At 64.5% G+C, this 24688-nt stretch carries 20 protein-coding genes, 1 tRNA gene, 2 pseudogenes and 1 CRISPR repeat array (1 of these 24 running past the window's edge); of the genes and pseudogenes, 7 read left to right on the forward strand and 16 right to left on the reverse strand.

Features of this window, described 5'->3' with window-relative positions; translation table 11 throughout:
- Positions 1-221: a CRISPR direct-repeat array (repeat unit 37 nt; unit sequence GTCTTAATCCCCTTTAGATCGGGTCTCTGGTTCGGAC); it begins 317 nt to the left of the window's first position.
- 163 nt (positions 222-384) lie between these two features.
- The 4 genes from ACAM26_RS16120 to ACAM26_RS16135 all read right to left on the reverse strand — a co-directional run bounded on the left by ACAM26_RS16120 (position 385) and on the right by ACAM26_RS16135 (position 7022).
- Positions 385-1566 carry an EAL domain-containing protein gene (locus ACAM26_RS16120; RefSeq protein ID WP_123140673.1) on the reverse strand — a complete coding sequence of 394 codons (1182 nt, stop codon included), beginning with the start codon at positions 1564-1566 and terminating at the stop codon, positions 385-387.
- Complete coding sequence (locus ACAM26_RS16125) at positions 1566-4874, reverse strand: PAS domain S-box protein (RefSeq protein ID WP_369614100.1); 3309 nt, start codon at positions 4872-4874, stop codon at positions 1566-1568. Before ACAM26_RS16125 ends, ACAM26_RS16120 begins: the two co-directional genes overlap by 1 nt.
- 109 nt (positions 4875-4983) lie before the next feature.
- Positions 4984-5484, reverse strand: coding sequence for a GAF domain-containing protein (locus ACAM26_RS16130; RefSeq protein ID WP_369614101.1), 501 nt, complete (start codon positions 5482-5484; stop codon positions 4984-4986).
- A 245-nt stretch (positions 5485-5729) separates the two neighbouring features.
- On the reverse strand, positions 5730-7022 hold the full coding sequence (locus ACAM26_RS16135) for an HNH endonuclease domain-containing protein (RefSeq protein ID WP_369614102.1): 1293 nt from the start codon (positions 7020-7022) through the stop codon (positions 5730-5732).
- Between the two features lie 534 nt (positions 7023-7556).
- Here ACAM26_RS16135 and ACAM26_RS16140 point away from each other — a divergent pair.
- Positions 7557-8138 (forward strand): class I SAM-dependent methyltransferase, encoded by a 582-nt coding sequence (locus tag ACAM26_RS16140; protein WP_369614103.1) that lies wholly within the window; start codon positions 7557-7559, stop codon positions 8136-8138.
- 147 nt (positions 8139-8285) lie between these two features.
- Positions 8286-9393, forward strand: a pseudogene (locus ACAM26_RS16145) (IS3 family transposase).
- Positions 9394-9772: 379 nt separating this feature from the next.
- Here ACAM26_RS16145 and ACAM26_RS16150 read toward each other — a convergent pair.
- A complete protein-coding gene (locus ACAM26_RS16150; RefSeq protein WP_369614104.1) occupies positions 9773-10111 on the reverse strand; it encodes a type II toxin-antitoxin system RnlB family antitoxin in 339 nt (112 codons plus the stop codon).
- Positions 10108-10548 (reverse strand): annotated as a pseudogene (locus ACAM26_RS16155) (RNase LS family HEPN domain-containing protein); the annotation flags it as partial. The gene ACAM26_RS16150 and the pseudogene ACAM26_RS16155, both read right to left, overlap by 4 nt.
- A gap of 238 nt (positions 10549-10786) precedes the next feature.
- Between ACAM26_RS16155 and ACAM26_RS16160 the strand changes: the two are divergent.
- The gene (locus ACAM26_RS16160; RefSeq protein ID WP_369612975.1) at positions 10787-11497 is read left to right on the forward strand and encodes an IS1 family transposase; all 711 of its coding nucleotides are present in this window, start codon (positions 10787-10789) and stop codon (positions 11495-11497) included.
- Between the two features lie 55 nt (positions 11498-11552).
- Here ACAM26_RS16160 and ACAM26_RS16165 read toward each other — a convergent pair whose 3' ends face one another.
- The 6 genes from ACAM26_RS16165 to rpsU form a co-directional block, all read right to left on the reverse strand.
- Positions 11553-12191 (reverse strand): type II toxin-antitoxin system RnlA family toxin, encoded by a 639-nt coding sequence (locus ACAM26_RS16165; protein ID WP_369614105.1) that lies wholly within the window; start codon positions 12189-12191, stop codon positions 11553-11555.
- 115 nt (positions 12192-12306) lie between these two features.
- Positions 12307-12383 (reverse strand) — tRNA-Ile (locus ACAM26_RS16170).
- A 163-nt stretch (positions 12384-12546) separates the two neighbouring features.
- A complete protein-coding gene (gene rpoD / locus ACAM26_RS16175; RefSeq protein ID WP_062275170.1) occupies positions 12547-14418 on the reverse strand; it encodes an RNA polymerase sigma factor RpoD in 1872 nt (623 codons plus the stop codon).
- 73 nt (positions 14419-14491) lie between these two features.
- Entirely contained in the window at positions 14492-16222 is a 1731-nt protein-coding gene (dnaG, locus tag ACAM26_RS16180; RefSeq protein WP_369614106.1) for a DNA primase, read from the reverse strand.
- A 41-nt stretch (positions 16223-16263) separates the two neighbouring features.
- The gene (locus tag ACAM26_RS16185; protein WP_234525067.1) at positions 16264-16707 is read right to left on the reverse strand and encodes a GatB/YqeY domain-containing protein; all 444 of its coding nucleotides are present in this window, start codon (positions 16705-16707) and stop codon (positions 16264-16266) included.
- Between the two features lie 130 nt (positions 16708-16837).
- The gene (rpsU, locus tag ACAM26_RS16190) at positions 16838-17053 is read right to left on the reverse strand and encodes a 30S ribosomal protein S21 (RefSeq protein ID WP_005220880.1); all 216 of its coding nucleotides are present in this window, start codon (positions 17051-17053) and stop codon (positions 16838-16840) included.
- 194 nt (positions 17054-17247) lie between these two features.
- On the opposite strand from rpsU, the gene tsaD reads away from it, so the two are divergent.
- Together tsaD and ACAM26_RS16200 are read left to right on the forward strand one after the other, a co-directional pair.
- The gene (gene tsaD, locus ACAM26_RS16195) at positions 17248-18303 is read left to right on the forward strand and encodes a tRNA (adenosine(37)-N6)-threonylcarbamoyltransferase complex transferase subunit TsaD (RefSeq protein ID WP_369614107.1); all 1056 of its coding nucleotides are present in this window, start codon (positions 17248-17250) and stop codon (positions 18301-18303) included.
- 6 nt (positions 18304-18309) lie between these two features.
- Entirely contained in the window at positions 18310-19455 is a 1146-nt protein-coding gene (locus ACAM26_RS16200) for a TMEM43 family protein (RefSeq protein WP_369614108.1), read from the forward strand.
- Positions 19456-19530: 75 nt separating this feature from the next.
- Here the strand turns inward: ACAM26_RS16200 and plsY are convergent, their stop codons facing one another.
- Positions 19531-20124, reverse strand: a complete 594-nt coding sequence (plsY, locus tag ACAM26_RS16205; RefSeq protein ID WP_369614109.1) for a glycerol-3-phosphate 1-O-acyltransferase PlsY — start codon at positions 20122-20124, stop codon at positions 19531-19533.
- Positions 20125-20223: 99 nt separating this feature from the next.
- Between plsY and folB the strand changes: the two genes are divergently transcribed.
- Both folB and ACAM26_RS16215 read left to right on the forward strand, forming a co-directional pair.
- The gene (folB, locus tag ACAM26_RS16210) at positions 20224-20586 is read left to right on the forward strand and encodes a dihydroneopterin aldolase (RefSeq protein ID WP_369614110.1); all 363 of its coding nucleotides are present in this window, start codon (positions 20224-20226) and stop codon (positions 20584-20586) included.
- 258 nt (positions 20587-20844) lie between these two features.
- Positions 20845-21171: a multidrug efflux SMR transporter gene (locus ACAM26_RS16215; RefSeq protein WP_123140663.1), complete on the forward strand. Its 327-nt coding sequence runs from the start codon at positions 20845-20847 to the stop codon at positions 21169-21171.
- A gap of 282 nt (positions 21172-21453) precedes the next feature.
- On the opposite strand, the gene cbiB is transcribed toward ACAM26_RS16215, so the two are convergent.
- The 3 genes from cbiB to cobM form a co-directional block, all read right to left on the reverse strand.
- Entirely contained in the window at positions 21454-22398 is a 945-nt protein-coding gene (gene cbiB / locus ACAM26_RS16220; protein ID WP_369614111.1) for an adenosylcobinamide-phosphate synthase CbiB, read from the reverse strand.
- A complete protein-coding gene (locus ACAM26_RS16225; RefSeq protein WP_132230686.1) occupies positions 22389-23540 on the reverse strand; it encodes an adenosylcobinamide amidohydrolase in 1152 nt (383 codons plus the stop codon). Before ACAM26_RS16225 ends, cbiB begins: the two co-directional genes overlap by 10 nt.
- A 370-nt stretch (positions 23541-23910) precedes the next feature.
- The coding region (gene cobM / locus ACAM26_RS16230; protein ID WP_369614112.1) for a precorrin-4 C(11)-methyltransferase at positions 23911-24688 on the reverse strand (778 nt) is incomplete at its 5' end.

Below are 24688 nucleotides of genomic sequence, written 5' to 3' on the forward strand. Positions count from 1 at the left end.
TTCGGACCCCCTACTATGCACCGGACTGGATGATTGAACTGTCTTAATCCCCTTTAGATCGGGTCTCTGGTTCGGACCCGGGTCCGGTTCGAGCCGGACTCGGTCGAGCCGCGTCTTAATCCCCTTTAGATCGGGTCTCTGGTTCGGACGGCAGTAGCGGCGCTCGACGAGGTCACGCGAGAGCGTCTTAATCCCCTTTAGATCGGGTCTCTGGTTCGGACTGCCAGTTGCCAGAAAGGCTTTCCAAACAAGCACCTGCGAGGGTGGTTCGCAAAAATTCCGGCAACCGGAAAGTTGACGTGCACGCGTGGCTCTCCGAGGGCTGTGCCAAAGGTCCAAGGGCCTCAAGGTAAGCGACCCGATGCCCGCTGTCCACCGCCCCACTCAAGACTCGATCTCGAGCAGTCGGCGCGAGGCCTCGCGGACCAGCTCGGGCAGGTCGGTCGCCGGCACCGGGTAGCCGACGTGATAGCCCTGGATGGAGTCGCAGCCCTGAGCATGGAGATAATCGAACACATCCTGCGTCTCCACGCCCTCGGCGCAGACGGTCAGGCCGAGGTTGTGGCCGAGTTCGATGCTGGCACGGATGATCACCCGCGCCTCTGGCTGGTCGATGCAGTCGACCACGAAGGAGCGATCGATCTTGAGTTCGCAGAAGGGCATGCGATAGAGCTGCACCAGCGACGAGTAACCGGTGCCGAAGTCGTCGCAGGAGAGATTGAAGCCCTTGAGCCGCAACCGCGTGAGGATGTCCATGGCGCGCTCCGAGTCGCGCATCGCCCCGGACTCGGTGACCTCCAGGGTGAACCATTCGGGCGAGGCGCCGGCGCGCTCCACCAAGGCCGCGAGGCGGTCGGGATAGTCGAGGTCCTGGATCACCGCCGGGGCGATATTGACCGCGACCGACAGGTGCAGCCCCTCGGCCCGCCACTGCACCAGTTGGCGGGCGCTCTGCTCGACCATGGTCCAGGTCAGCGGCAGGATCATCCCGGTCGATTCGGCCAGCGGGATGAACTGCGCCGGCTCGATCAGACCATGCTGCGGATGCTGCCAGCGCGCCAGCGCCTCGGCCTCGCAGATGGCCGGGCCACCGGGATGCACCAGACAGGCCTTGGGCTGGAAGAAAGGCAGGATGTCGCCCTGATCGAGCGCTTCGCGCAGATCCGCCGCGCCGGGCTTGAATGTGCGCACGCCGATGGGCGCGATCAGGTTTTCGAGATCCTGGATGGAGAACGGCTTCCTGAGCGAGCCGAGCATCCGCAGCCCGTGGGTCTGGCCGATGCGCATCGCCGAGCTGACCACGCGGGTGTCGAAGCCGCTGATGACGACGATCGGCGCCGCGCAGCCCTGGTCGGCGAGATAACGCAGGATCTCCACCCCGTCGCCACCGGGGAACTGCAGATCGAGGGTGATCAGGGTCGGATCGATCGCCGTGAACACCGTCTCGAAGTCATCGCGAGACATCACCACCTGAACCTCGTAGCCCAGGTCCTCGGCGACGTCGCGAATGAGATCACACACCCCGGGGGTGTCATCGACGACGAGAAGTCGCTCGCTATGCCTCATCAAGCATCATCCTTCGCTGAATTGACCGATTCGACAATGGCGCCGCCCTCCGGGTCGAGCAGCGTGCTCAGCACCTCGGCGAGCTTGCGCTCCGAGAACGGCTTGGAGATGAAGGGGTACGCGCCGAGTGCGCCGGCCAGATGGTCGCGAGGATGCCCCGAGGTCAACAGCACCGGCAACGTCGGACGCAGGGCGCACGCCTGCTCGGCCAGCTCGGGACCGGAGAGACCGCCGGGCATGACGACGTCGGAGAACAGCAGCGCGATCTCGGGGTTAGCACGCAGCAACGCCAGCCCTTGCTCACCATCCTCGGCGCTCATCACCCGATAGCCGAGTTCCGCCAGCAGCGCGGTATGGGTCTCGCGCACCCGGCGATCGTCCTCGACCAGCAGGATCAGCTCACCCTGGCCATGACGGACGAGCGCGCGCCGGGCACCACCGGCGCGCCAGGCCCCGCCCGCCTGATCGTCGTCGCTGGCCTGGGGTAGATAGATGCGGAAGGTCGCCCCCTGTCCGGGCTCGCTGTAGACCTGGAGATCGCCCATCGACTGGCGCACGAAGCCATAGAGCATGCTCAACCCGAGCCCGGTGCCCTGACCGGCGGGCTTGGTGGTGAAGAAGGGTTCGAAGATGCGTCCCTGGATCTCGCGGGGGATACCGGCACCGGTGTCGGTCATGCCGATCATCACGAACTCGCCGGCATTGAGCTGGGGATGGGTGGCGGCATAACGCGCGTCGAGTTCGATGTTGTCGGTCTCGATCAGCAAGCGTCCGCCCTCGGGCATGGCATCGCGGGCATTGATCGCCAGGTTGAGCAGGGCCGATTCGAGCTGCACGGGGTCGACCATCACCGGCGCGATCCGCTCGCACAGCCGCAGCTCCACCTCGATCTGCGAGCTGAGGGTGCGCCGCAGCAGGTCGGTCATCCCCGAGACTAGCGTATTGACGTTGGTGAGCCGGGGCGCAAGCGGCTGACGACGAGCGAAGGCGAGCAACTGCCGGGTCAGCTCGGCGCCCCTGGCCGTCGCCTCCAGGGCGTTGCGCACGTTGGTGCGAACCCGGTCGTTATCGTGTACCCGGCGCTCGACCAGTTGCAGATTGCCCATCACCACCGCCAGCAGGTTGTTGAAGTCGTGCGCGATGCCACCGGTGAGCTGACCGATCGCCTCGAGCTTCTGCACCTGACGCAACTCGTCCTCGGTGCGCTTCTTGTCGGTGACATCGTTCATCACCGCCAGGGCGCGCACCAGCCGCCCCTCGGCGTCGACCTCGGCGATCGCCGAGAGCTCGATCTCCAGCGGCGTGCCGTCGCGACGCACGAGGGTATAGGCCACCCCCTCGCAACTGCCCTGACGCACCAGCATCGGCAATGCCTGCTGGGTGTAGAAGTGGCGTGACGCCGCGGTGAGGAACTCGACCACCGGACGACCGATGACCGCCTCGCGGGTATAACCGAGCTTGCGCAACCAGTAATCGCTGACCGCCACCAGCCGACCCTCGGCATCGATCGAGCTGAGCATCACCGGGGTGTCGTTATAGAGTGAGCGATAGCGTTCGCGACTCTCGCGCAACGCCTCCTCGGCACGGATGCGCTCGGTGACGTCGGTGAGGATACCGACGAAATGGACCAACTCGCCGTCGTTGTCAAAGACCGGTGCGAGCGAGATCTGGTTCCAGAACAGGCTGCCGTCCTTGCGATAGTTACGCAGCAACACCGTGACCGGCTGCCGCCCGCCGAGCGCCTCCCGGAGCGTCTCCACACCGGGCTGAGCCGAGTCGCCGGCCTGCAACAGTCGGCAGTTATGACCGACGACCTCGCTGGCGCGATAGCCGGTGATGCGCTCGAACTCGGGATTGACATAGACCAGCGGGTTGTCGGCGCGGCGCGCATCGGTGATGAGGATTCCGCAACTGGCCGCCTCGATCGCGCGGTCGCGCAGATTGAGCGCGGCCTCGGCCAGCTTGCGCGGGGTGATGACCTCGGTGAACATGATGATCCCGCCGACCGACTCGCCGTCGAACCAGGGGTGGATCTCCCAGCGCACCCAATCGACCGTACCGTCGGCCCGGGTGAATGGGTCCTCCTCGCAACGCTCGATCTGCCCCTTCAGACAACGCTGATGGATGGCGCGCCAGCGCTCCGGGATCTCGGGGAAGATGTCGTAATGGCAGTGGCCGAGCAACGCCCGATCACCGAGCCCGTAATCGATGCGCCAGCGCTCGCTGCACAGCAGATAACGCATCTCGCGATCGAACATCGCCACCGCCGCCGGGGTATGACGGACGAAGGTCTGCAGCCGCGCGCGCTCCATGCGCAACGCCTGCGCGGCATCATGGCGCACCGAGACATCCCGCACCACGCAGATCGACAGCCGCAGACCGGCTGCGTGCATGGCGCTGCGCGAGACCTCGAGCGGGATCTCGCTGCCGTCGTCCCGACGCCCCCGCATCTCGCACGAGAAATCGACATCGTCCAGGGCCAGGCCGGGGATCAGCGTCTGGACATCGTGATCGACCATGGCGCTCGCCGCGCGCCCGAAGATCTGCGCCGCGGCCGGATTCGCCGAACGCACCCGACCCTCGGCATCGACGGTGATGATGCCCTCGGCGACGTGCTCGGTGATACCGCGCAGCAGCTCACGCTCGCGCATGATACGGCGCGCCATCGGGCGGAAGCTGAAATGCCAGATCCCGACCAGACACAGCAGCAGCGAGAGAAACAGCGCCACGCCGAACCAACGGACCGCGCGGACGCCATCACTCACCTCTCGCTCGAACTGCTTGGTGAGCGCCTCGAGCCCGAGCACCACCTCATTGCGCAACGCCCACAGCTCCGGGAGCACGCCCCCCGTGCCGCCGCGCTCGCCGAGACCGGATGCCAGCGCCTCGCGCACCCGGGCAAGATAACGCACCATGGCGTCATCGAGCCGATAGGGCAGCTCGTGATAGATGGCCTCCACCGCATGACTCTCCGGGCGTGCCAGCCGCAGCTCGGCGGAGCCGTCGATCAACGCGCGATGCACCCGTTCGAGCTGGGCCAGATTGGCCGCAAGTTCATCGTGCAGGCGTTTCACCTGCCCCGGCTCCTCGGTCAGCGGCAGCCGGGTCATCAGGGCATCCACCCGGGTCACCAGCATCCGCTGCCGCCCCGAGAGATTGACCACCCGGCTCGCCCCCTCGAGTTCGCGCAAGCCCTCGGAGAGGACGAGAAAGCTGGCGCTCAGCAACAGCGCGATGATCGTCAGGCTGGCGATCAGATAACCACGCAGGGCGAAGACCTCACCAGCACCGACCGTCCTCGGCAGCAAGACACGTCCACCGGCACGACTACCGGCGACCGTGAACGCGCTGTCAGCTCGACCAGGCATCGCCCGCTGCCTCCCCTGTCATGCTCGTCCCAGGTTCATCCGGGCGATATCAATGGATCCCGCCACGCACCTGACGCAATTCCAGCAGATCCATGGTCAGGCGCGCGAGGTCGCGCAGGATCAACTGATGCCCGCCGGACATCCCCGGGCGGGGCGTGGCGGCGATCACGCACAGGGTGCCGAGCGCGAAGCCGTCGGCGGTGAGCAGGGGCGCCCCGGCGTAGAAACGGATGTGCGGCGGCCCAGTCACCAGCGGGTTGTCGCAAAAGCGCGGGTCGCGCGTGGCATCGGGCACCACCATCACCTCCGTGCCCCGGATGGCGTGCGCGCAGAAGGCCCATTCGCGCGGGGTCTCGCGCCCGGCCAGCCCGCAGGCCGACTTGAACCACTGTCGATCCCGATCCACCAGCGAGATCAGCGCGATCGGCGCCGAGAACAGAAAGGCCGCGACCCGCGTCAACCGATCGAACCCTTCCTCGGGCGGCGTATCGAGCAGACCGTAGCGCGCGAGCGCGGCCAGACGATCCGCTTCGTTGCTGTCTTCGCTCATAATCCCCCGCTTGACCTCCATGACGATCCCCGCTCGGCCCAGGCACACGACACGCAGCGACCCTCGGTCAACGGCGTGATGCGACCGTAGCTACAGGGATGGTGGCAGTGGGGGGGGAAGCCAAGCCGGAGGCGATGGGGGGCGGGGGAAGCCTCAGAGCACTGAAAACCCGAAGTGATGAACGAACAGATCGTGCAATCCGGGAACGATGTTGATGAGCGCTTCGGTCGGGATGGTTTCGTCGATCAGGATGGGCAAAGCGCTGAGGGCGGGGGCGCGTGCCCGAGATCCTGACTGTCGGCGACCTGATCGGTCGCCGCTTCCAGGCGCATCGGGTGCGGGAGGGCCACCACACTCGGGGCAGTCATGGGGTCCACACTCAGGGACCTGTAGTGCCAGTCGGGAATGAAGCCCTGGTTGGTGGCCAGAGTCAGTAGAGGACCGAGAGTGCGCGCGTAGGCATTCTGGAGTTGATCGAAGTCCAACAGCGCTTCCAGCGACGGTAGATGCAAATCGGCCAGATAGTCCTCGACCACCTTGCCGAAGCGCGCCTCGCCGAGCGACTGGCGGGCGATCAACAAACCGCGATGCTGTAAGGACACGAAGCCCGGCAGATAGTCAACGCTCGGGAGCCGGTTGGATTTGGCCGAGTTCACCGCCGACGGGGTTGGGATCAGGTTCCAGAGCTGATCGTGAACCACGAACGACCACGGCAGATAGTGATCGAGGGCGAAGCTCGCGGCAGTCAGCGGCTCGCCGGAATAGATGCAGGTCAGCGGGGGATCGGTCTCCTGCTCCAGGATCCCGCGCCAATACTTCGTCTGCTTGGTCAGCGCCTCGCGCTTGGCCGGCGGAAAGAGTTTGCTCGACAGACTCGGCGTGGTTGGATTGCGTCGCTGCATGTAGTGCAGCCAGCGCCACGCCGCCCAGCTCTTGATGATCGACCAGTGTCGCTCCAAATAGGCCACCCAGGCTGGATGCCAGCGTATGGCCGAGCAGTGCTGATAGTCGTCACTATCGAAGCGATAGAGTGGGCGTGCCGTCTCGAAGTGGGTATTGGTGATCGCGGGCATGGCGCGTTCGAATACCATCCAGGCACCGCGGTCGACGCCCTGCAAGTGCGGTTCAAGGAAGGGAGCCAGCAGACGATAGGGGACGAACTCCATCAGCCGTCCAGCCTCCTTGAGCGAGGCTGCTTCCAAGGCTGCACGCAGCGCCTTGTGATCCACAACGCTGTGATTGGCGCAGCCCAAGTTTAGCTCTAGCCCATCGAGCTTCTGCGCGATCGTATCCTGAGCGCCGAACGACAGCTTGAAGAAGGTGTGCGGATACCACGCGATCACCAGCATCTCGACGGTGAGTTCATCGTATGTATAAGGCCGTTCGGCGTCGAAGCTATGACGCTTGAGCAGATCCAGGAGCGCGAGGAAGAAAACGAACTTGTAAGAGTTCGTGGTGTGCCGGAACAATGCCGAGAGCGCGCTGATGTCGAGGTCGGGTGCGGGAGGTAGCGAGTTGTTCTCGATCGGATCGATCATGCTTCGGCGTACCCTATCGACCTGAGCAGCGCATCGATGTAGGTGCTCGATGAGCGCCAAGTCTCTTCCATCATGGCCAGCTGGTCACCTTCCAGGTTGGCGAAACCCAAACGAGGGGCAATGTCCCCAGCATCCCATCATCCAGAAGGGCCAGCGTCAAGGTCTCGACATTGAAACAAGCGGCCCAGCTCGGGAGCGTTGGACTCGATCCAGCTTGGGATGTCGTGCTCGACCGAGTGCTCCAGTGTCGGGCACTTCCCCCACGAAGGGGCGAGCATACTGACCCAACAAGCATCCATCGTCAGCCGATGGCACAGGGGAGCGGCTCGGCGGTCTCGTCGATGACCTTGGCAGCCGCCGCGAGAAAACCGTCGAACGCAGTCAAGACCCTCTCGAAATCCCGAGTGGCCATGGTTCGGCGAGGTATTCGATGCGATCGCGGGCGAGTTCCAGAGACATGGGGCCGCAAGGCCGATGGCGGTTCCGGGGCGGCGGCGTCTAGACGCGCAGTTGTAGCGCACACACAATCCCCGCATGAATCTTGACTACTACAACACCCATGCCAGCGCTTTCTTCGCCGCGACGCACGACGTCGACATGGAGCCGCTCTACGCACGCTTTCTCGCTCATGTCCGGCCGGGCGGGCGACTGCTCGATGCCGGATGTGGCTCTGGCCGTGATACCCGCGCCTTCCTGGAACGCGGCTATACCGTGACCGCTTTCGATGCCTCGCCGACTCTGGCCTCGCTCGCCACCGCCCATTGCGGGATCGATGTCGAGATTCGCCGCTTCCAGGAGGTCGAATGGTCTGCAACCTTCGACGGCATCTGGGCCTGTGCGAGTTTGCTGCATGTGTCGCTGACCGAGCTGCCAGCCGCTTTGCACCGACTCGCACGATCGCTCAAACCTGCCGGTGTGCTCTATGCCTCGTTCAAGTACGGCACGGGCGAGCATGAGCACAACGGTCGACGATTCACCGATCTCGATGAGGATAGGCTTGCCACACTGGTGTCCGAGACCGAGGAACTGGAGACTGTGGAGGTCTGGACAACGGCCGATCGGCGACCGGGGCGGGAGTCTGAATACTGGCTGAATGCGCTGCTACGACATCCGTAAGGTGTTGAAGTTTAGCGGGACATGATAGGGCCAGACGCAGCAGTCATCCTGAAAATGATATCGACTACCTGTCCCCTTCCCCAAAAATAGGTCCAGCGAAAAGTAGAGACCGACGGCATGATGGTGGCCGAGCAGAGGAGAGCCCACATGCGCAAGAGCAAGTACAGCGAGCAGCAGATCGTTGACGCACTGCGTCGCGCTGAGTCTGGAGTAGCCGTCAAGGACGTGTGCCGGGAGCTGGGCGTCAGCGCGGCGACCTTCTATCAATGGCGCTCGAAGTACGGGGGGATGGATGCTTCGGACCTGAAGCGGCTGCGCGCGCTGGAGGAGGAGAATCGCCGGCTCAAGCACATGTACGCGGATCTGAGCCTGGATCACAAGATCCTGAAGGAGATCGTCGAAAAAAGCGCTGAGCGCCAGGGCGCGGCGCGCCCTGGCGGGTGAGTCCATGGTCGAAGGCGTGAGCAAGCGGCGCGTCTGTCGACTGCTCGGGCTGAGCCGTTCGGTGCTCGACTATCACGCCCGCCCGCGTGACGACGGGCCGCTGATCAAGGCGCTGAGCGCGCTGGCTGAGCGCCATCCATCCGCCGGTTTTCGCAAGCTCTATGTGCGGCTGCGCCGCGCCGGACATCCCTGGAACCACAAGCGGGTCTGGCGGGTGTATTGCGCACTCAAGCTCAATCTGCGGCGTCGGTGCAAGCGACTCCGGGCGCTCCGCCCGCCGCAACCGCTGGTGCAACCGATCCGTCCCAACCTGCAATGGTCGACCGACTTCATGAGCGATGCGCTGAGCAGCGGCATGAGCTATCGCACCTTCAACCTCATCGACGACTACAACCGTGAGGCGCTGCGTATCGAGGTCGACGTCTCGCTGACCTCGGCGCGCGTCATCCGCGTGCTCGAACAGGTCATCAGCGTCCGGGGGCGCCCCGAGCGGCTGCGTCTCGACAACGGACCGGAGTTCACCAGCACCGCCTTCCAGCGTTGGGCCGCCGAACGTGGCATCGCCCTCGACTTCATCAGCCCCGGGAAACCGACCCAGAACGGCTTCATCGAGCGCTTCAACGGCAGCTTCCGCCGCGAGGTCCTCGATGCCTAGCTCTTCAACACCCTCGAGGAGGTTCGCCAACAGGCAGACGACTGGCTCGACGAATACAACCTGCGCCGACCGCACGAATCGCTCGGCGATCTTTCACCAATCGAGTTTCTTAACCGCCGCGGACATGCCGCAGTGTCTATTTATGGATGGACTTAAAAAGGGGGAGTTGACAGACGGGCGAAAAAGGGGGCGCTGTCGCCGGGCGGATCGCACTGACCGCCCCTGAGATCCGGCGCCTGCTTGAGGCACTGTTGTGGCGCGAACGCGCCCCGCCGGATGCCGTCATCGCCTGGTCGGATTGGCGACGACGACATCAGGCGCGGGCCAGGGTCTGTCACTATCGAGCGCGTGGGACTGGGCCGCCGTGATGATATGCGGCTGTAGTAGTAGGGCAAGGGTAAGCGCTGCATAGCCGAAATAGGGAAAGTCCAAACCAATAAGTATTAATCAGTGACTCAACTGGGATAGGTGATTGAGGTAGTTAGTTATTTTGGAGTGATTGACGTGACGAGCAAGCGTTGTGTAAGCAAATCGCTTAATGAGTAAATTTTTCAATCTCGCTGGATGAAAGGACGCTACCAAGAAGAAATGTGTGATCCTGCTTGGCGATAGTGTCTTGCTCGCTCTTGATGTCTTGATTTATTTCAGACTCTACAGCGAAAGTGGACTTATCGAAAGTTTGTCCTGTGAATTTCACTGATGCAAAGCGATTTTCTGCTAAGCCATTTACGGCTAGCAAATCGAATAGAACCATCCCCTCGAAATGCAGGCTTTCGAGTTCGGAGGTTAATTGCTTCAATTTGCGCAATGGGTGGAAGTCCGCTGTGGCAGTAACCACAGCAATTCCGCCGACCATGCGTATCTTCCGAATCATGGTGTTTCCAGCTTTGCTACATACAGACTATTGATGGCTGCATATGCGTCTTTAGAGAGGCCAACTGCTCTCTCTAGTGAATCAATCATTGAGCTTGCGCCAGTAAACTCTTCCATATGGAAAAGGGTATGGCGATGTTTTATATAAAAACCATAGCCTTCATTCAGTGCATCGACCATCTTGGCATTCGGTACTTGTGCACTGTGTTCTTTTTTTAATGTGCATATTCCTTTTTTATTATCAAAGAATGTGCCAATTTTGTTATCCTCTTGGGCTACTGACATTCCGTAGTCGCTCAAAAGAGCTTTAAGTGCACCTTCTAGCGCCCTCAGATCCGGATAGAGCAGCAAGCAATAATCTGGAAGCTTTGGCGATGCTAGCTTTATGCAGCACCCAGAGATAAGCAGTCGCCGTATTTTTTCAGGTAGTGCATCGTAGGTGGTTGGAAAGAGGGGTAGTGCCCTGACCGATAGGTTTCGATAAGATCAGAATCCATTTCTTTAAGGTTGAAGAAAATGTATCTGACATGTCCGCAGTGTCACTCCAACCATGTGACCAAAAATGGATTCAACCGGCTGAAAAAGCAGTTATACAAGTGTCAAGATTGGGTAGTGCCCTGACCGATAGGTTTCGATAAGATCAGAATCCATTTCTTTAAGGTTGAAGAAAATGTATCTGACATGTCCGCAGTGTCACTCCAACCATGTGACCAAAAATGGATTCAACCGGCTGAAAAAGCAGTTATACAAGTGTCAAGATTGCGGTCGCCAGTTCGTTATCCATCCTGCCAAGGGGCAGGTTTCTCAGGAAACCCGCGAACTGATCGATCGGTTGCTGCTGGAAAAAATCTCCCTGGCCGGAATTGCCCGTGCGGTGAAGGTCTCCGAGGCTTGGCTGCAGAACTACGTGAACGAGAAGTACAAGAAGGTTCCTCGTCAGGTCGCGCTAAAAAAAAACACCACATCCTACGGAGTAATCCTGGAGTGCGACGAACTGTGGTCCTTTGTCGGAAAACGCCTGAACAAACAATGGATCTGGCTCGCTATGGATCGCCTGACCCGGCGTATCGTCGGGGTCCATGTTGGCGATCGTACGGAGCGCTCCGCACAGGCTCTGTGGGATTCCATCCCAGCGCAATATCAGACTTCCGCTCCCGTCTACACAGATTTTTGGAGCGCCTATGCGCGGATCATCCCGGCACACCGACATTATCCCAGTGCGAAGTCACAAGGGGAAACCAACCATATCGAACGGTTTAACGGTACACTCCGGCAGCGTATCTCCCGCTTGGTGAGAAAGTCGCTCGCGTTCTCGAAGAACCAGGAAAACCATCTTGGTGCACTCTGGAACTTCATTCATCACTACAACGCCAAGATGTGCGTGTGATTCATTGTGGGAAGCCAAACACATCGAGAGATTCAAAACCCTATCGGTCAGGGCACTACCGAAAGAGGTTATTTAGATAATCCTCTGCCATCTCAGTTCTAACGATCTCCGCACTACTTTCGTCTTTACGATATAACACTTGCTCAAGACCCTTAAGGTCTAACAGGTCTGTCAGCATGAAAACGACACGGCGGTAACATGACAGAGGCTTGCCCTGAATTTGCAAGACTCGTGTACCCCGATGATGAGTGAGGGTCAATTGATCTTGGTGCGCAATGCTTTTCAGTGTTACTTGCTTGCACAGCTTTTCGTCTCGCAAGACGTTGATTTCAATATCATCCGACTCGGTAACACAGTCCAATATCGGCTCGAAGGAATCTGTGGTTATCCCCTTAAGAGAGTAATTCACATTTTCGAACTCAGCAGGGTCAATTGTGTTTTTTAGGAAGACAGCCAGCGTCTCGCCAAGAGGCTTATTCTTTCCCAGTTTCCATTGGATGGTTGTAGTGCCTGTGTTGTTCAGATGCAGGTCTACCATCGCAAACTCTGCGCCAGCTGAACCGAACACAACACGTTTCTTTACGGCTGTATTTTGAATCTGCCCGTCTAGTTGGTGGCCGTTCAACTCTAAGAAGCGCTGGATATTTGCATCAAGCGCTTCGCGGTTTAGGTTTAGGTCTTTGTAGTCGGACATTGATCACTCCCTATGAGTGTTGCCAAGCTCAAATGTAAGCTCGTGTAAGCACATTATAGGAAAGCTTAACTGCTAGCAAAAAGCCCCAAAAGCCTTGCGGCTCGGGGCTTTGATATGGTGGGCCCAGCAGGACTTGAACCTGCGACCTACCGATTATGAGTCGGCTGCTCTAACCAACTGAGCTATAGGCCCTTTTTCTGATTTTACCTTCGCCAGCCAAGGCTTCGAAGGTGGAAATTCTAACGCTTCCTTCGGGCCTCGACTAATCGATTATGAGTCCCCTGCACTAACCGCTGTGCTAACGGCCCGATGGGGTCTGACCCGCCGCGGATGGGCGGGTCGAAAGGATAGCCGATCAGTCGGCGTCGAGGAAGCTGCGCAGGCGTTCCGAGCGGGTCGGGTGGCGCAGCTTGCGCAGGGCCTTGGCCTCGATCTGGCGGATGCGCTCGCGGGTGACGTCGAACTGCTTGCCGACCTCTTCGAGGGTGTGGTCGGTGTTCATGTCGATGCCGAAGCGCATGCGCAACACCTTGGCCTCGCGCGAGGTGAGGCTGGCGAGCATGTTCTGGGTGGCCTCGCGCAGCCCCTCGGAGGTGGCCGAGTCGACCGGGGAGACGACGCCGGCGTCCTCGATGAAGTCGCCGAGGTGCGAGTCCTCGTCGTCACCGATCGGGGTCTCCATGGAGATCGGCTCCTTGGCGATCTTGAGCACCTTGCGCACCTTGTCCTCGGGCATGTCCATGCGGATGGCCAGCTCCTCGGGGGTGGCCTCGCGGCCCATCTCCTGGATCATCTGACGGGAGATGCGGTTGAGCTTGTTGATGGTCTCGATCATGTGCACCGGGATACGGATGGTGCGCGCCTGGTCGGCGATCGAGCGGGTGATCGCCTGACGGATCCACCAGGTGGCGTAGGTCGAGAACTTGTAGCCGCGACGGTATTCGAACTTGTCGACCGCCTTCATCAGGCCGATGTTGCCTTCCTGGATGAGATCGAGGAACTGCAGCCCGCGGTTGGTGTACTTCTTGGCGATCGAGATCACCAGTCGCAGGTTGGCCTCGACCATCTCCTTCTTGGCGCGACGGGCCTTGGCCTCGCCGATCGACATCTTGCGGTTGACGTCCTTCACCTCGGTGATGGTGAGGAAGTTCTCGCGCTCGAGGTCCTGGAGCTTGCGCTGGGCGCGACGCACGTCGGCGGCCAGGGGCTCGAGACGCGCGGCATAGGGCTTGCCGCTGGCAAGCAGCTTGTCGAGCCACTCGGGGCTGCTCTCGTTGCCGCTGAAGCCCTCGATGAAGGCCTTGCGCGGCACGCCTGCCTGACGCACACAGAGCGACTGGATCTGGCGCTCCTGGGCGCGGATGCGCTCGATGGTGCCGCGCAGCAGCTCGGCGAGCTCCTGGAACACCGCGGCGACCAGCTTGAACTGGAGGAAGACCTCGGAGGTCTCGGCCATCGCCTTGCGCGAACGCTCGTCGTCGCGACCGTACTGCTCCAGCGCCTCGCGCATCACCGCGAAGTGCTCGCGCAGCAGCTTGGCGCGGCGTGCCGCATCCTCAGGATCGGGGCCGGTGTCGACCGGGGTGTCGTCTTCGTCGTCGTCGTCATCGTCGGCGTCGCCATCGTGATCGGCGTCGTCGTCGGCAGCGGCGTTGTTCTTGTCCTTCTGCTGGGCGGACTGACCGTGCTGGACCGGGGTGGCCGGCTCGTCATCGGTGGCATCGTTGAAGCCGGAGATGACATCGGTCAGGCGCTTCTCCTCACGCTCGACCTGGTCGAACAGCTCGATCAGGCGCTCGACTGCACGCGGGTAGACCGACAGCGCGGCAAGCACCTGGTTGAGGCCGTCCTCGATGCGCTTGGCGATGATCAGCTCGCCCTCGCGGGTGAGCAGCTCGACCGAACCCATCTCGCGCATGTACATCCGCACCGGGTCGGTGGTGCGACCGAACTCGCTGTCGACCGAGGCCAGCGCCGCCGCCGCCGCCTCCGCAGCCTCGTCGTCGGAGACCGCAGAATCGCTCAGGGTCTGGTCATCGGCATCGGGCGCGGTTTCATGGACCATGATCCCCATGTCGTTGATCATGCGCACGATATCTTCGATCTGCTCGGCCTCGACGATACCGGGAGGCAGGTGATCGTTGACCTCGGCATAGGTCAGAAACCCTTGTTCCTTGCCCCTGGCGATCAGCTGCTTCAGCTGCGACTGATGATGTTCTTGGTCCATGGGATACCTTGACTAATGCTGCGGAAGGCGGCTTTTGAGCAAACTTCCGATTGTAGCACGAAAAATCACAAAGTTATGAGTCATCGCGATGAGTGCGTGGATCATCCGGGTCCCGCCCGACCCGTGCACGCAGCTTGTCGTCGAGGCTGCGCAACCATTCGCGCTTGCGGACCTCGGCACCGAGCCGCTCCAGCGCCCCATCGAACTCCGCCCCCGCGCCCTCCTCGGAGACATGCCGCAGGAACGGATGTACGCTCAGGCGCTGCAGATAATCGAAGTGCGGGTGATCACGCCAGCGCTCGATCAACGCAGCCTTGGTGAGAGTTGGGTGCTGCCGAATGGTTTCAAGCAACTCCACGAGGATTCCGACCCCTTGATTCGAGGCGCGTCGCCAGTCCGTCGGCAGCTCGTCCACCCGCGCCATCAGTGACGGGTGATTGAGCAGCAGCGCGATGGCCCAGGCGGTACGGCTCGGGCGCTGCTGCTCCAGCGCGCTCTGACGCGGCGCCCGCGATGTTCGACGTCGCGACGAGGGCGCGCGCCGCTCCAGCCCGACCAGCTCGCTCAGGCGCTGCTCGAGCAGGTCACGAAAGACCCCCGCGGGCACCCGATCGATCAATGGCCGGGCCAGCGGCGCGAGCCGCGCCCGGCCATCGATGGTGGTCATGTCGACCTGGGCGGTGAGCTGGTCGAACAGGAACTGCGACAGCGGCGTCGCCTGCTCGACCCGGGCAAGGAAGCCCTCGGCGCCCTCCTTGCGCACCAGGGTGTCCGGGTCCTCGCCCTCGGGGAGGAACAGGAAACGCTGGGTCTGGCTGCCGCTGGCCAGCGGCAGCGTGGTCTCCAACGCCTTCCAGGCCGCGTCGCGACCGGCTCGGTCGCCATCGAAGCAGAACACCAACTCGGGCGCGGTGCGCGAGAGGCGCTGCAGATGGTCCGCGGTGGTCGCGGTCCCCAGGGTCGCCACGGCGCAGTCGATACCGTGTTGCGCCAGGGCGATGACGTCGAGATAGCCCTCGACCACCAGCACCCGCTCGAGCCCGCGCCGGACACCGCGCTGAGCCTCGAACAGTCCGTAGAGTTCGCGACCCTTGTGAAAGAGCGGCGTCTCCGGCGAGTTCAGATACTTGGGGCGGCCGTCACCGAGAATCCGCCCCCCGAACCCGATCACCCGACCGCGCCGATCGCGGATCGGGAAGATGATGCGATCGCGAAAGCGATCGTAGCGCCGCCCGTCCTGCTCGCCGATCAGACCGCAGTCGACGAGCTGGCGACAGCGCTCAGGCGTACGCCCCAGACGCGAGAGCAGGAAATCACCACCCCCGGGCGCGAAACCGATACCGTAACGGGCGGCGATCTCGCCGCTCAACCCACGCGACTTGAGATAATCGATCGCCCGCGCGGCCTGCGGGTGCTCGCGCAGCTGGCGGCGAAACAACCCGTCGGCCTCGTCGAGCAGGGCGAACAACGGGCCGTGATCCGGCCCGCGCACCTGCTCCCCGCCCTCGATCGGGACCTCGACACCGGCGAGCCGGGCCAGTTCGTCGATGGCCTCGCGAAACGGCAGACCATCGTGCTCCATGAGGAAACCGATGGCGGTACCGTGAGCGCCGCAGCCGAAACAATGATAGAACTGCTTGGCCGGACTGACGGTGAAGGACGGGGTTTTTTCTTCGTGGAAGGGACAACGCGCCTGGAATTCCTTTCCGGCCTTGCGTAGCTGGACCCGCGCGCCGATGACATCGACGATGTCGACGCGCGTGAGGAGATCATCGATGAACTCCGGAGGGATCTTGCCAGCCATGCGCGGATGCCAACGCCCGGAGGCGCGCGACGATCCGGTACTCAGCCCCCGAGCCGCTGCTTGACGAGCGCGCTCACCGCGCCCATGTCAGCACGCCCCTGGATCTTCGGGCGCAGCACGCCCATCACCTTGCCCATGTCGCTCATCGCGGCGGCACCGGTGGTCTCGACGGCCTCGTCGATACAGGCGGCGATCTCGGCCTCGGTCAGCTGTGCGGGCAGATAGGTCTGGATGATCTCGACCTCGGCGCGCTCGCCGCTGGCCAGGTCGTCGCGACCGGCCTGGGTGTACTGATCGATCGAGTCGCGACGCTGCTTGACCATCTTGTCGAGCACCGCCAGCACCTGGGCGTCGTCGAGCTCGATGCGCTCGTCGACCTCGCGCTGCTTGATCGCGGCCATGATCAGCCGGATCACCGCGAGCCGGTCCTTGTCGCCCGCCTTCATGGCGGACTTCATATCCGCTTGGATTTGCTGCTTGAGCATGTGTCTTTCAGGAAGCCTGAGGGATGGGGTCAGGCCGAGATCGTTTCGCTCTGGACGCGCAACGGAACCGACAGGGCGAGACAGGCGCCGGTCCGTCGACCTCGGTCAGGGATACGCCGGGGATGGAACCTCAGTACGGGCGTTCCCAGCGACGTGCCTCGCGCTGCAGCTTCTTCTGGTGGCGCTTGACGGCCGCAGCCTTCTTGCGCTTGCGCTCGGAGGTGGGCTTTTCGTAGAACTCGCGACGGCGGACCTCAGCAAGCACCCCTGCCTTCTCGCAGGAACGCTTGAAACGTCGCATGGCGACCTCGAACGGCTCGTTTTCTTTGACGCGAACGCTGGGCATGGATTGTCCTTTATGGCTCCAAGTGGGTTGATTGGGCAATACAAAGAAGGGGGATTTTACGAGAACCCCGAGTCGATTGCAAAGACGAAAGCACATACACCCCGGCGAGAAACCTCGCCAGGGGACCGGGGCCTGTGGGCCCGAGCGCGTATACTAAACCGTTTGCGATTCCAGTGTTCGAGGGCCATTGCGGCATGCGTGTGTTAGGTATCGAGACATCCTGCGACGAGACCGGCGTCGCCCTGTACGACGGCGAGCATGGTCTGCTCGCCCACGCGGTCTACAGCCAGATCGCGATCCACGCCGAGTACGGCGGCGTGGTGCCCGAGCTGGCCTCGCGCGATCATGTCCGCAAGGCGCTGCCGCTGATCCGCGAGGTGCTCGACGAGGCCGGACTGACGCGCGAGGACATCGACGCCGTGGCCTTCACCGCCGGCCCCGGGCTGATCGGCGCGCTCCTGGTCGGCGCCGCGCTCGGGCGCAGCCTCGCCTGGGCGCTCGGCGTGCCGGCGGTGGGCGTGCACCACATGGAGGGGCACCTGCTCGCACCGCTGCTGGAGGACTCGGCCCCCGACTTCCCCTTCGTCGCCCTGCTGGTCTCGGGCGGACACACCCAGCTCGTCGACGTCACCGGGGTGGGGCGTTACCGCATCCTCGGCGAGTCGCTCGACGACGCCGCCGGCGAGGCCTTCGACAAGACCGCCAAGATCCTCGGTCTGCCCTACCCCGGCGGACCGGCGCTCTCGCGCGAGGCCGAGCAGGGCGATCCGACGCGCTATCGCTTCCCGCGCCCGATGACCGACCGGCCCGGACTCGACTTCAGCTTCAGCGGCCTCAAGACCTTCGCCCTCAACACCCTGCGCGAGGCCGAGGCGGAAAGCGGCGGCAGCATCGACGCACAGACCCGCGCCGACATCGCCCGCGCCTTCGAGGAGGCGGTGGTCGACACCCTGGTGATCAAGTGTCGCCGCGCGCTGCGCGAGACCGGGCGCCGCCGCCTGGTGCTCGCCGGCGGGGTCAGCGCCAACCGCAGGCTGCGCGCACGCATGGGCGAGGCGCTCGCCGCCGAGGGCTGTGAGGCGCACTACCCCCGCCCCGAACTCTGCACCGACAACGGCGCCATGATCGCCTATGCCGGCTGGCAGCGTCTCGCCGCCGGCGCGAGTGAGCCGCTGCTGTTCAAACCCCGCGCGCGCTGGCCGATGGAAGAGCTCGCACCGCTCACCCCTGCCATCGAAACGGAGATATAGAGCACGATGGACAGCTTCACCGAGACCACCCACCGCTCCTGGTTCAGCCGCATCGGCGGCGCGCTCACCGGCATCCTCTTCGGCCTCATCCTGGTGGTCGTCGCCAGCTCGCTGCTGTGGTGGAACGAGGGACGCGCGATCGATCGCACCCGCACCCTCGATGCCGGCGCCGAGGCCGTGGTCTCGATCGCCGCCACACCGGTCGACCCGGCCAATGATGGCGAACTCGTCCATCTCAGCGGCGCGACCCACACCGATGCACGGCTGCGCGACCCCATCTTCGCCATCGAGGTCCCGGCGATCCGCCTGGAGCGCCAGGTCGAGATGTATCAGTGGAGCGAGCAGCGCGAATCGGAAACGGTCAAGGAACTCGGCGGCGGCGAGACCACGCGGACCACCTACAGCTACCAGCGCACCTGGTCGAGCCAACCGATCGACTCCAGCGGCTTCCGTCACCCCGAGGGCCATCACAACCCGACGATGCCCTACACCAGCGAGCAGTGGCAGGCCGACCGGGTGACCCTCGGCGCCTTTCGCCTTGCACCCGCGTTCGTCTCGCAGATCGGCGGCGCGCGGACGCTCCCGGTCGACGCCGAGGAGGCACCGACGGGCTTCGTCAGCGACGGCAGCGGCTTCTACAAGGGCACACCGGCGAACCCCGAGGTCGGCGACCTGCGAGTCAGCTTCCGGGTGGTCGACCCCGATGGCGAGATCAGCGCGATCGGGCGCCAGCAGGGCGACACCCTGGTCACCGCGCGACTCAAGCACGGCACCATCGCCCTGCTCGAGCCGGGGCAGATCGACGCCATCACCATGTTCGAGCACGCCCACAGCGCCAACGCCCTGCTCACCTGGGGGCTGCGCGTGGGCGGCGTGGTGGCGCTGTGGATCGGCCTGGCGCTGATCCTCGCACCGCTCAAGGTCATCGCCGACCTGATCCCGATGCTCGGCAGCCTGGTCGGCTTCGCCACCGGACTGGTCGCGGCGCTGCTCGCACTGGCCACCGGCAGCCTGGTCATCGCCCTGGCCTGGATCGCACATCGTCCGTTGCTCGGCGGCGCCTTGCTGGTCGCCGCACTGCTGTTCGCCGTGCTCGGCGCCGGACAGTGGCGCAAGGGCGCACGACAGGCCGCGACCAGCACCACCGCCTGAACGCACGAACGCGCCGCCTGCATCGGCAGGCGGCGCGTTCGTGGTGAGCGCGACAGCTGGGCGGCGGCGAACGACTCAGTCGCCCGCGCTGATCCGTCCCTCGGTGCCTTCGAGCAGGTTGCGGATGTTGCTGCGGTGACGCCAGATCAGCAGCCCGGTGATGATCAGCTGCATACCGATCAGCGGCTTCTCGTCCCAGAACAGCCATACGAACAGCGGCGCCAGCGCCATCGAGATCAGCCCCGAGAGCGAGGAGATCTTCAGCACCTTGGCGACGAACAGCCACACCGCGGCGACACAGAGCCCGATCGGCCAGTAGAGGCCGAACTGCACGCCGAGCGCGGTGGCGACCCCCTTGCCCCCCTTGAAGCCGAAGAACACCGGGTAGAGATGGCCGATGAAGGCGGCCAGACCGACCCCGGCGAGCGCCACCGGGTCGAGCCCGAGCAGGTGCCCGGCGAGCATCGGCACCAGCCCCTTGAGGCTGTCGCCGAGCAGGGTGATGGCGGCGGCCTTCTTGCCGCCGAAGCGCAGCACATTGGTCGCGCCGGGGTTGTTCGAGCCCTGGGTGCGCGGATCGGGCAGCCCCATCAGACGGCAGACGATGATGGCGCTGGAGAGCGAGCCCAGCAGATAAGCGACGATGATGAGCAGGATGGATGTGATCATGGCGCGCATTGGACCCGGGATACCGCCACAGGTCAAGCCTCGCGCGTACCGGCGCGGGGGCGTATCCTCTCTCGCTTTTCGCCGCCACCGGAGCCTGTCATGGACACCGTCTTCATCCGCGGCCTGCGCGTCGACACCGTCATCGGCATCCACGACTGGGAGAAGGAGCAGCCACGCCCGCTGATCCTCGACCTGGAGCTGGCCACCGACGCCGCCCGCGCCGCCGCCACCGACCACATCGACGACGCCCTCGACTACGACGCCGTCGCCCGCCGCATCCGCCGCGAGGTCACCGACAACCGCGCCGAGCTGATCGAGACCCTGGCCGAGCGCTGCGCCGCCGTGCTGCGCGAGGAGTTCGGCATCCCCTGGGTACGACTGCGCATCAACAAACCCGGCGCCATCGGCGTGGGCATCGACGTCGGCATCGAAATCGAGCGCGGCTCGCGTCAGAACGGCTGAGCCGCTGAGACCCAAGAACGTGCTGGAGAGAAGCGCCTCCAGCGATCAGCCGCCAGCCGCCAGCCGCCAGCCGCCAGCCGCCAGCCGCCAGCCGCCAGCCGCCAGGAGATTGAACCGCAAAGACCCAAAGGACGCGAAGAAAGCCGAGCCGCGTGAGGGCAGACGGCCACTGGCGGCTGGCGGCTCCTACTTCACGGCTCGCACAGAGCCAACTCGCCTGATTTCACCACCCACGCATCACGGAGACGCGACACCAAAATGGCCTGGATCTATCTCGTCATCGCCGGCATGTTCGAATGGGGGTGGCCGGTCGGACTCAAGCTCGGGATGACCGATCAGGGCATGCGCTGGGGTTGGATCCTGTTCGCGGCCGCCTGCATGGTCGCCAGTGGCGCACTGCTGCTGCTCGCCCAGCGCGACATCCCGATCGGCACCGCCTACGCAATCTGGACCGGCATCGGCGCCGTCGGCGCCTTCGCCATCGGCATCTGGCTGTTCGCCGAACCGGCCACCCTCGCCCGCTTCTTTTTCGTCGGCCTGATCGTCATCGGCATCGTCGGACTCAAGCTGGTCTCGCCGGAGTAAGGGGGAGGCGAGCCGCCGGCTTTCAGCCGCCAGCCTCCAGCTATCAGCCTCCAGTGCGGTAGGCCGGGCAACGCGCAGCGTGCCGGGCGAAGAGGCGGATGGCGTGTGAAGATGGGCACGTTGCACTTTGCCCATCCTACGCGGCTTGCCGTTTGCGACGGTCGCTGAGTGAGGACGCCGACTGGAGGCTGGCGGCTGAAAGCTGGAGACTGATAGCTGGTCACTTTCCCTTTCGCGTTCTTTGCGGCTTTGCGGTTCAATCCGCTGGCGGCTGATTCGTCTTCAGCTCGCAACGACCATCAACCCGAACCCCAGCGCCAGCAGCGCGGCGACCAGGATCAGCCGCAGCGCGCGGCGCAGGTCGGCGCCGTCGAGGTCGGCGGGCCAGTCGGGGTCGCCGATGTAGGCCTCACCCATCAGCACGCCGCCGTACCACACCGGACCGAGCAGCCGCACCCGCAGCGCCCCGGCGCAGGCCGCCTCGCTCCAGCCCGAGTTCGGGCTCGGCAGCAGCGTGCGATAGCGCAACGCCGGCCACACCAGCCGGGGATGGCCGCGCAACAGCGCGGCGGCGAGCGCGATCAGCGGCACCGAGAGGCGCGCCGGCAGCCAGTGCACCACATCATCCGAACGCGCCCCGGCCCAGCCGAAGCGACGATAGCGATCGTTCTTGTAACCGATCATCGAATCGAGCGTGGAGATCGCCTTGACCACCACCAGCCCCGGCACCCCGAACAGACACAAGGCCCACAGCGGCGTGAGCACGCCGTCGGTGAGATTCTCCGACAGGCTCTCGATGGTGGCGCGGACGATCCCGGCGCGATCGAGCCGGTCGGTGTCGCGCCCGACCAGCATCACCATGTACCGTCGCGCCGCCGGCAGATCATCGAGCGCGCGCAGCACCCGCAGCCCCTGCCCCAGCAGGTCGCGGGTACAGAGCAGGCTGTAGGCGATGAACAGATCCCAGCCGAAGGCGAGCGCCGGGTGCAGCGCAGCGAACCCGAGATGGCCGACCCACCACACCCCGAGCGCGCCGCCGACCACCAGCAGCCAGTGCAGCACGCCCCCGAGATAGCCATCGAGCCCGCGCGCGAAGAGCACGCGCTCGCAGGTCTGGATCCAGGCGCCGATCAGCCGGACCGGGTGGAGACGATAGACCGGATCACCGAGCAAGGCATCGAGCAGACAGGCGCCGAGGACCAGCGCGACGGAAGAGGTCAGTTCCATTTGCGCGCAAACCCCTCGACCACCGCCAGTGCCGCCAGCTCGGCGGGCGCAAGCCCCGGTTCGGCGAGCAGACGCTCGCGCAGCGCCACGAAGGCATCCGGACACACCGCCACCGCCGCGCCGAGCTGCGCGGCCTGGTTGAGCACCGCCTCGCGGGCGATCTCGGCGTGCAACACCCCGTCGCGGGCCAGATCCAGCACCTCGGCCAGGGCGAAGGCCGCCGCCGCGCTCAGCGGATCGTGCACCAGCGCCTGCAGGTTACGGGCGAAGACCTCGGCAAGCTCGGCCGACAGCCAGCGCTCGGCGGCGCGGCACAGCGCCTGCTCGTCGCAGCCGTGACGCCCGAGCGCGCCGCAGAGGTTGCGCCGCAGCTCGGGACAGAGCCCGTTTTGCAACAGCAGCGAGCGGGTCACCGCCTGATGGGTGGCGTGCCCGAGCAGCTCGCCGAGCAGGTTGTGCCCGCCGGCCCACTGCCGCTCCCATTCGCCCTCGCGCGCCAGCGGCGCGGCGATGGCGAGCTGATCGGTGCCGGTGCCGGTGGCCAGCGCGCTCGATTGCAGGCTGGGCACACGTAGATCGAGCACCGCCGCGCTCTTGCCCTCGGTCACCAGGGTCGCGGCGCGCACCAGACAGGCGGGCGTACAGGGCTGATTGATGAACACCAGGGTGATGATGGTACCGGCGCCACGCTCGGGTGGCGCGGTCTCGGACGCGGCACCGCGTGCCCGACAGCCCTCCTCGCACTCCACCCAACCGGCGCGATCCCCGGCACGGGTGGCGTTACCGAGCACCCCGGCGGTGGCGGCCACGGTCACCGCCAGATCGCCCTCGGCGGCGCGCCCGAGCACCGCGCACTGCATGTTGGCGGCGGTGGCCATCAGCGCGGTGCGCGACGGCGGCAACCCGGCATCCTCGCAGGCGCGCACATGATAGCCACCCGGCCCCTCGTCGACCGCGGTGGCCCCGCGCGGATCGTGCGCCACGCCCTCGCAGCCCTGGTGATTGGCCACATGGCTCAGATCCTCGCGCAGCCCGCCGTTGATCCGGCAGGTACTGAGCACCCGGTGCGGTCGCGCCAGCGCGGCGTACAGATAGCGGCCCCGACGATGGAGCTGATAACGATCGGTCTCTTCGAGCAACATGGGCGGGACCTGAGAGTGGCTGAATCGTGGGGGCGAGGAAAGGTCTTCGGCGGCCAGCGGGATTGAACCGCAAAGCCGCGAAGGGCGCAAAGATGAGCCGGACGGGCCGGATAAGGCGCGGCATGCTTGGCGAAAAAGGCCGATGAACAGTGGCGATGGCCGAGGATGATTCGACCGCGCCCCCTGCAATCAAGGGACGCGCGAAGTGACCTTGGTTACCGGGTAAACAATCAGCCCTCAGCCGCCAGTGGACGCCTGCATCGCGAGACAGTCATCGGAAGGATGAACCGCCACACTGTCGACTGCCCCCGCCTGGAAGCCCATCACGCGCTTCTCTGCTTCGCGTCCTTTGCGCCTTTGCGGTTCACTGTCAATCCTCGCGCGCCGGGCGGAAGCGGCGCGGGAAGCTGGCGTCGTAGAGCTTGGAGGTGGCACGCGGGGCGTGCTGGCGGGCGCCGAGCGCGGGGCTGACCAGGATCAGCGCCTGACGCTCGACCTTGGCCTCGCGGCAACGCGCGGCGATGTCGGCGATGGTGCCGCGCAGCACCAGCTCCTCGCCAGGCCAGGTCGCCTTGTGCACCACCACCACCGGCGCATCGGCAGCCCAACCGGCCTCCTCCAGGGTCTGGGCGATCGACTCGATACGCTCGATCGAGAGGAAGATGCAGAGGGTGCAGCCGTGCGCGGCGAGCCCGGCGAAGTGCTCGCGCTCGGGCATCTTGGTGCGCTCGGAGACGCGGGTGAAGATCACCGTCTGGGTGACCTCGGGCAGGGTCAGGCACTCGCCGGCGGCCGCCGCCGAGGCCATCGCCGAGGACACCCCGGGGACGATACCGACCTCGACCCCGGCGGCGTCGAGCGGGCGCGCCAGCTCGGCGACCACGCCGTAGAGGGTCGGGTCGCCGGTCTGCAGACGCACCACCGTCTGGCACCGCGCGGCGCGATCGAGCAGCCACTCGGTGACCTGCGCCAGGTCCATCGACTTGGAGTCGGCGATCTCGCACTCCGGCGAGGCCCACTGCAGCGCGGTCTCGGCCACCAGCGAGCCGGTGTAGAGGATGGCATCGGCCTCGGCCAGCAGCCGGGTACCGCGCACCGTGATCAGGTCGGGCGCGCCCGGTCCGGCGCCGACGAACCACACCTTACCC

The sequence above is a fragment of the Marichromatium sp. PS1 genome (genome assembly GCF_041155115.1).
GTDB classification, from domain to species: Bacteria; Pseudomonadota; Gammaproteobacteria; order Chromatiales; family Chromatiaceae; genus Marichromatium; species Marichromatium gracile.

Bases quoted from the DNA above. Each gene is read 5' to 3' on its own strand.
- ACAM26_RS16120 (WP_123140673.1), bottom strand. From the start codon at position 1,566: ATGAGGCATAGCGAGCGACTTCTCGTCGTCGATGACACCCCCGGGGTG.
- ACAM26_RS16130 (WP_369614101.1), bottom strand. From the start codon at position 5,484: ATGAGCGAAGACAGCAACGAAGCGGATCGTCTGGCCGCGCTCGCGCGC.
- ACAM26_RS16135 (WP_369614102.1), bottom strand. From the start codon at position 7,022: ATGATCGATCCGATCGAGAACAACTCGCTACCTCCCGCACCCGACCTC.
- ACAM26_RS16140 (WP_369614103.1), top strand. From the start codon at position 7,557: ATGAATCTTGACTACTACAACACCCATGCCAGCGCTTTCTTCGCCGCG.
- ACAM26_RS16150 (WP_369614104.1), bottom strand. From the start codon at position 10,111: ATGATTCGGAAGATACGCATGGTCGGCGGAATTGCTGTGGTTACTGCC.
- ACAM26_RS16165 (WP_369614105.1), bottom strand. From the start codon at position 12,191: ATGTCCGACTACAAAGACCTAAACCTAAACCGCGAAGCGCTTGATGCA.
- rpoD (WP_062275170.1), bottom strand. From the start codon at position 14,418: ATGGACCAAGAACATCATCAGTCGCAGCTGAAGCAGCTGATCGCCAGG.
- dnaG (WP_369614106.1), bottom strand. From the start codon at position 16,222: ATGGCTGGCAAGATCCCTCCGGAGTTCATCGATGATCTCCTCACGCGC.
- ACAM26_RS16185 (WP_234525067.1), bottom strand. From the start codon at position 16,707: ATGCTCAAGCAGCAAATCCAAGCGGATATGAAGTCCGCCATGAAGGCG.
- rpsU (WP_005220880.1), bottom strand. From the start codon at position 17,053: ATGCCCAGCGTTCGCGTCAAAGAAAACGAGCCGTTCGAGGTCGCCATG.
- tsaD (WP_369614107.1), top strand. From the start codon at position 17,248: ATGCGTGTGTTAGGTATCGAGACATCCTGCGACGAGACCGGCGTCGCC.
- ACAM26_RS16200 (WP_369614108.1), top strand. From the start codon at position 18,310: ATGGACAGCTTCACCGAGACCACCCACCGCTCCTGGTTCAGCCGCATC.
- plsY (WP_369614109.1), bottom strand. From the start codon at position 20,124: ATGATCACATCCATCCTGCTCATCATCGTCGCTTATCTGCTGGGCTCG.
- folB (WP_369614110.1), top strand. From the start codon at position 20,224: ATGGACACCGTCTTCATCCGCGGCCTGCGCGTCGACACCGTCATCGGC.
- ACAM26_RS16215 (WP_123140663.1), top strand. From the start codon at position 20,845: ATGGCCTGGATCTATCTCGTCATCGCCGGCATGTTCGAATGGGGGTGG.
- cbiB (WP_369614111.1), bottom strand. From the start codon at position 22,398: ATGGAACTGACCTCTTCCGTCGCGCTGGTCCTCGGCGCCTGTCTGCTC.
- ACAM26_RS16225 (WP_132230686.1), bottom strand. From the start codon at position 23,540: ATGTTGCTCGAAGAGACCGATCGTTATCAGCTCCATCGTCGGGGCCGC.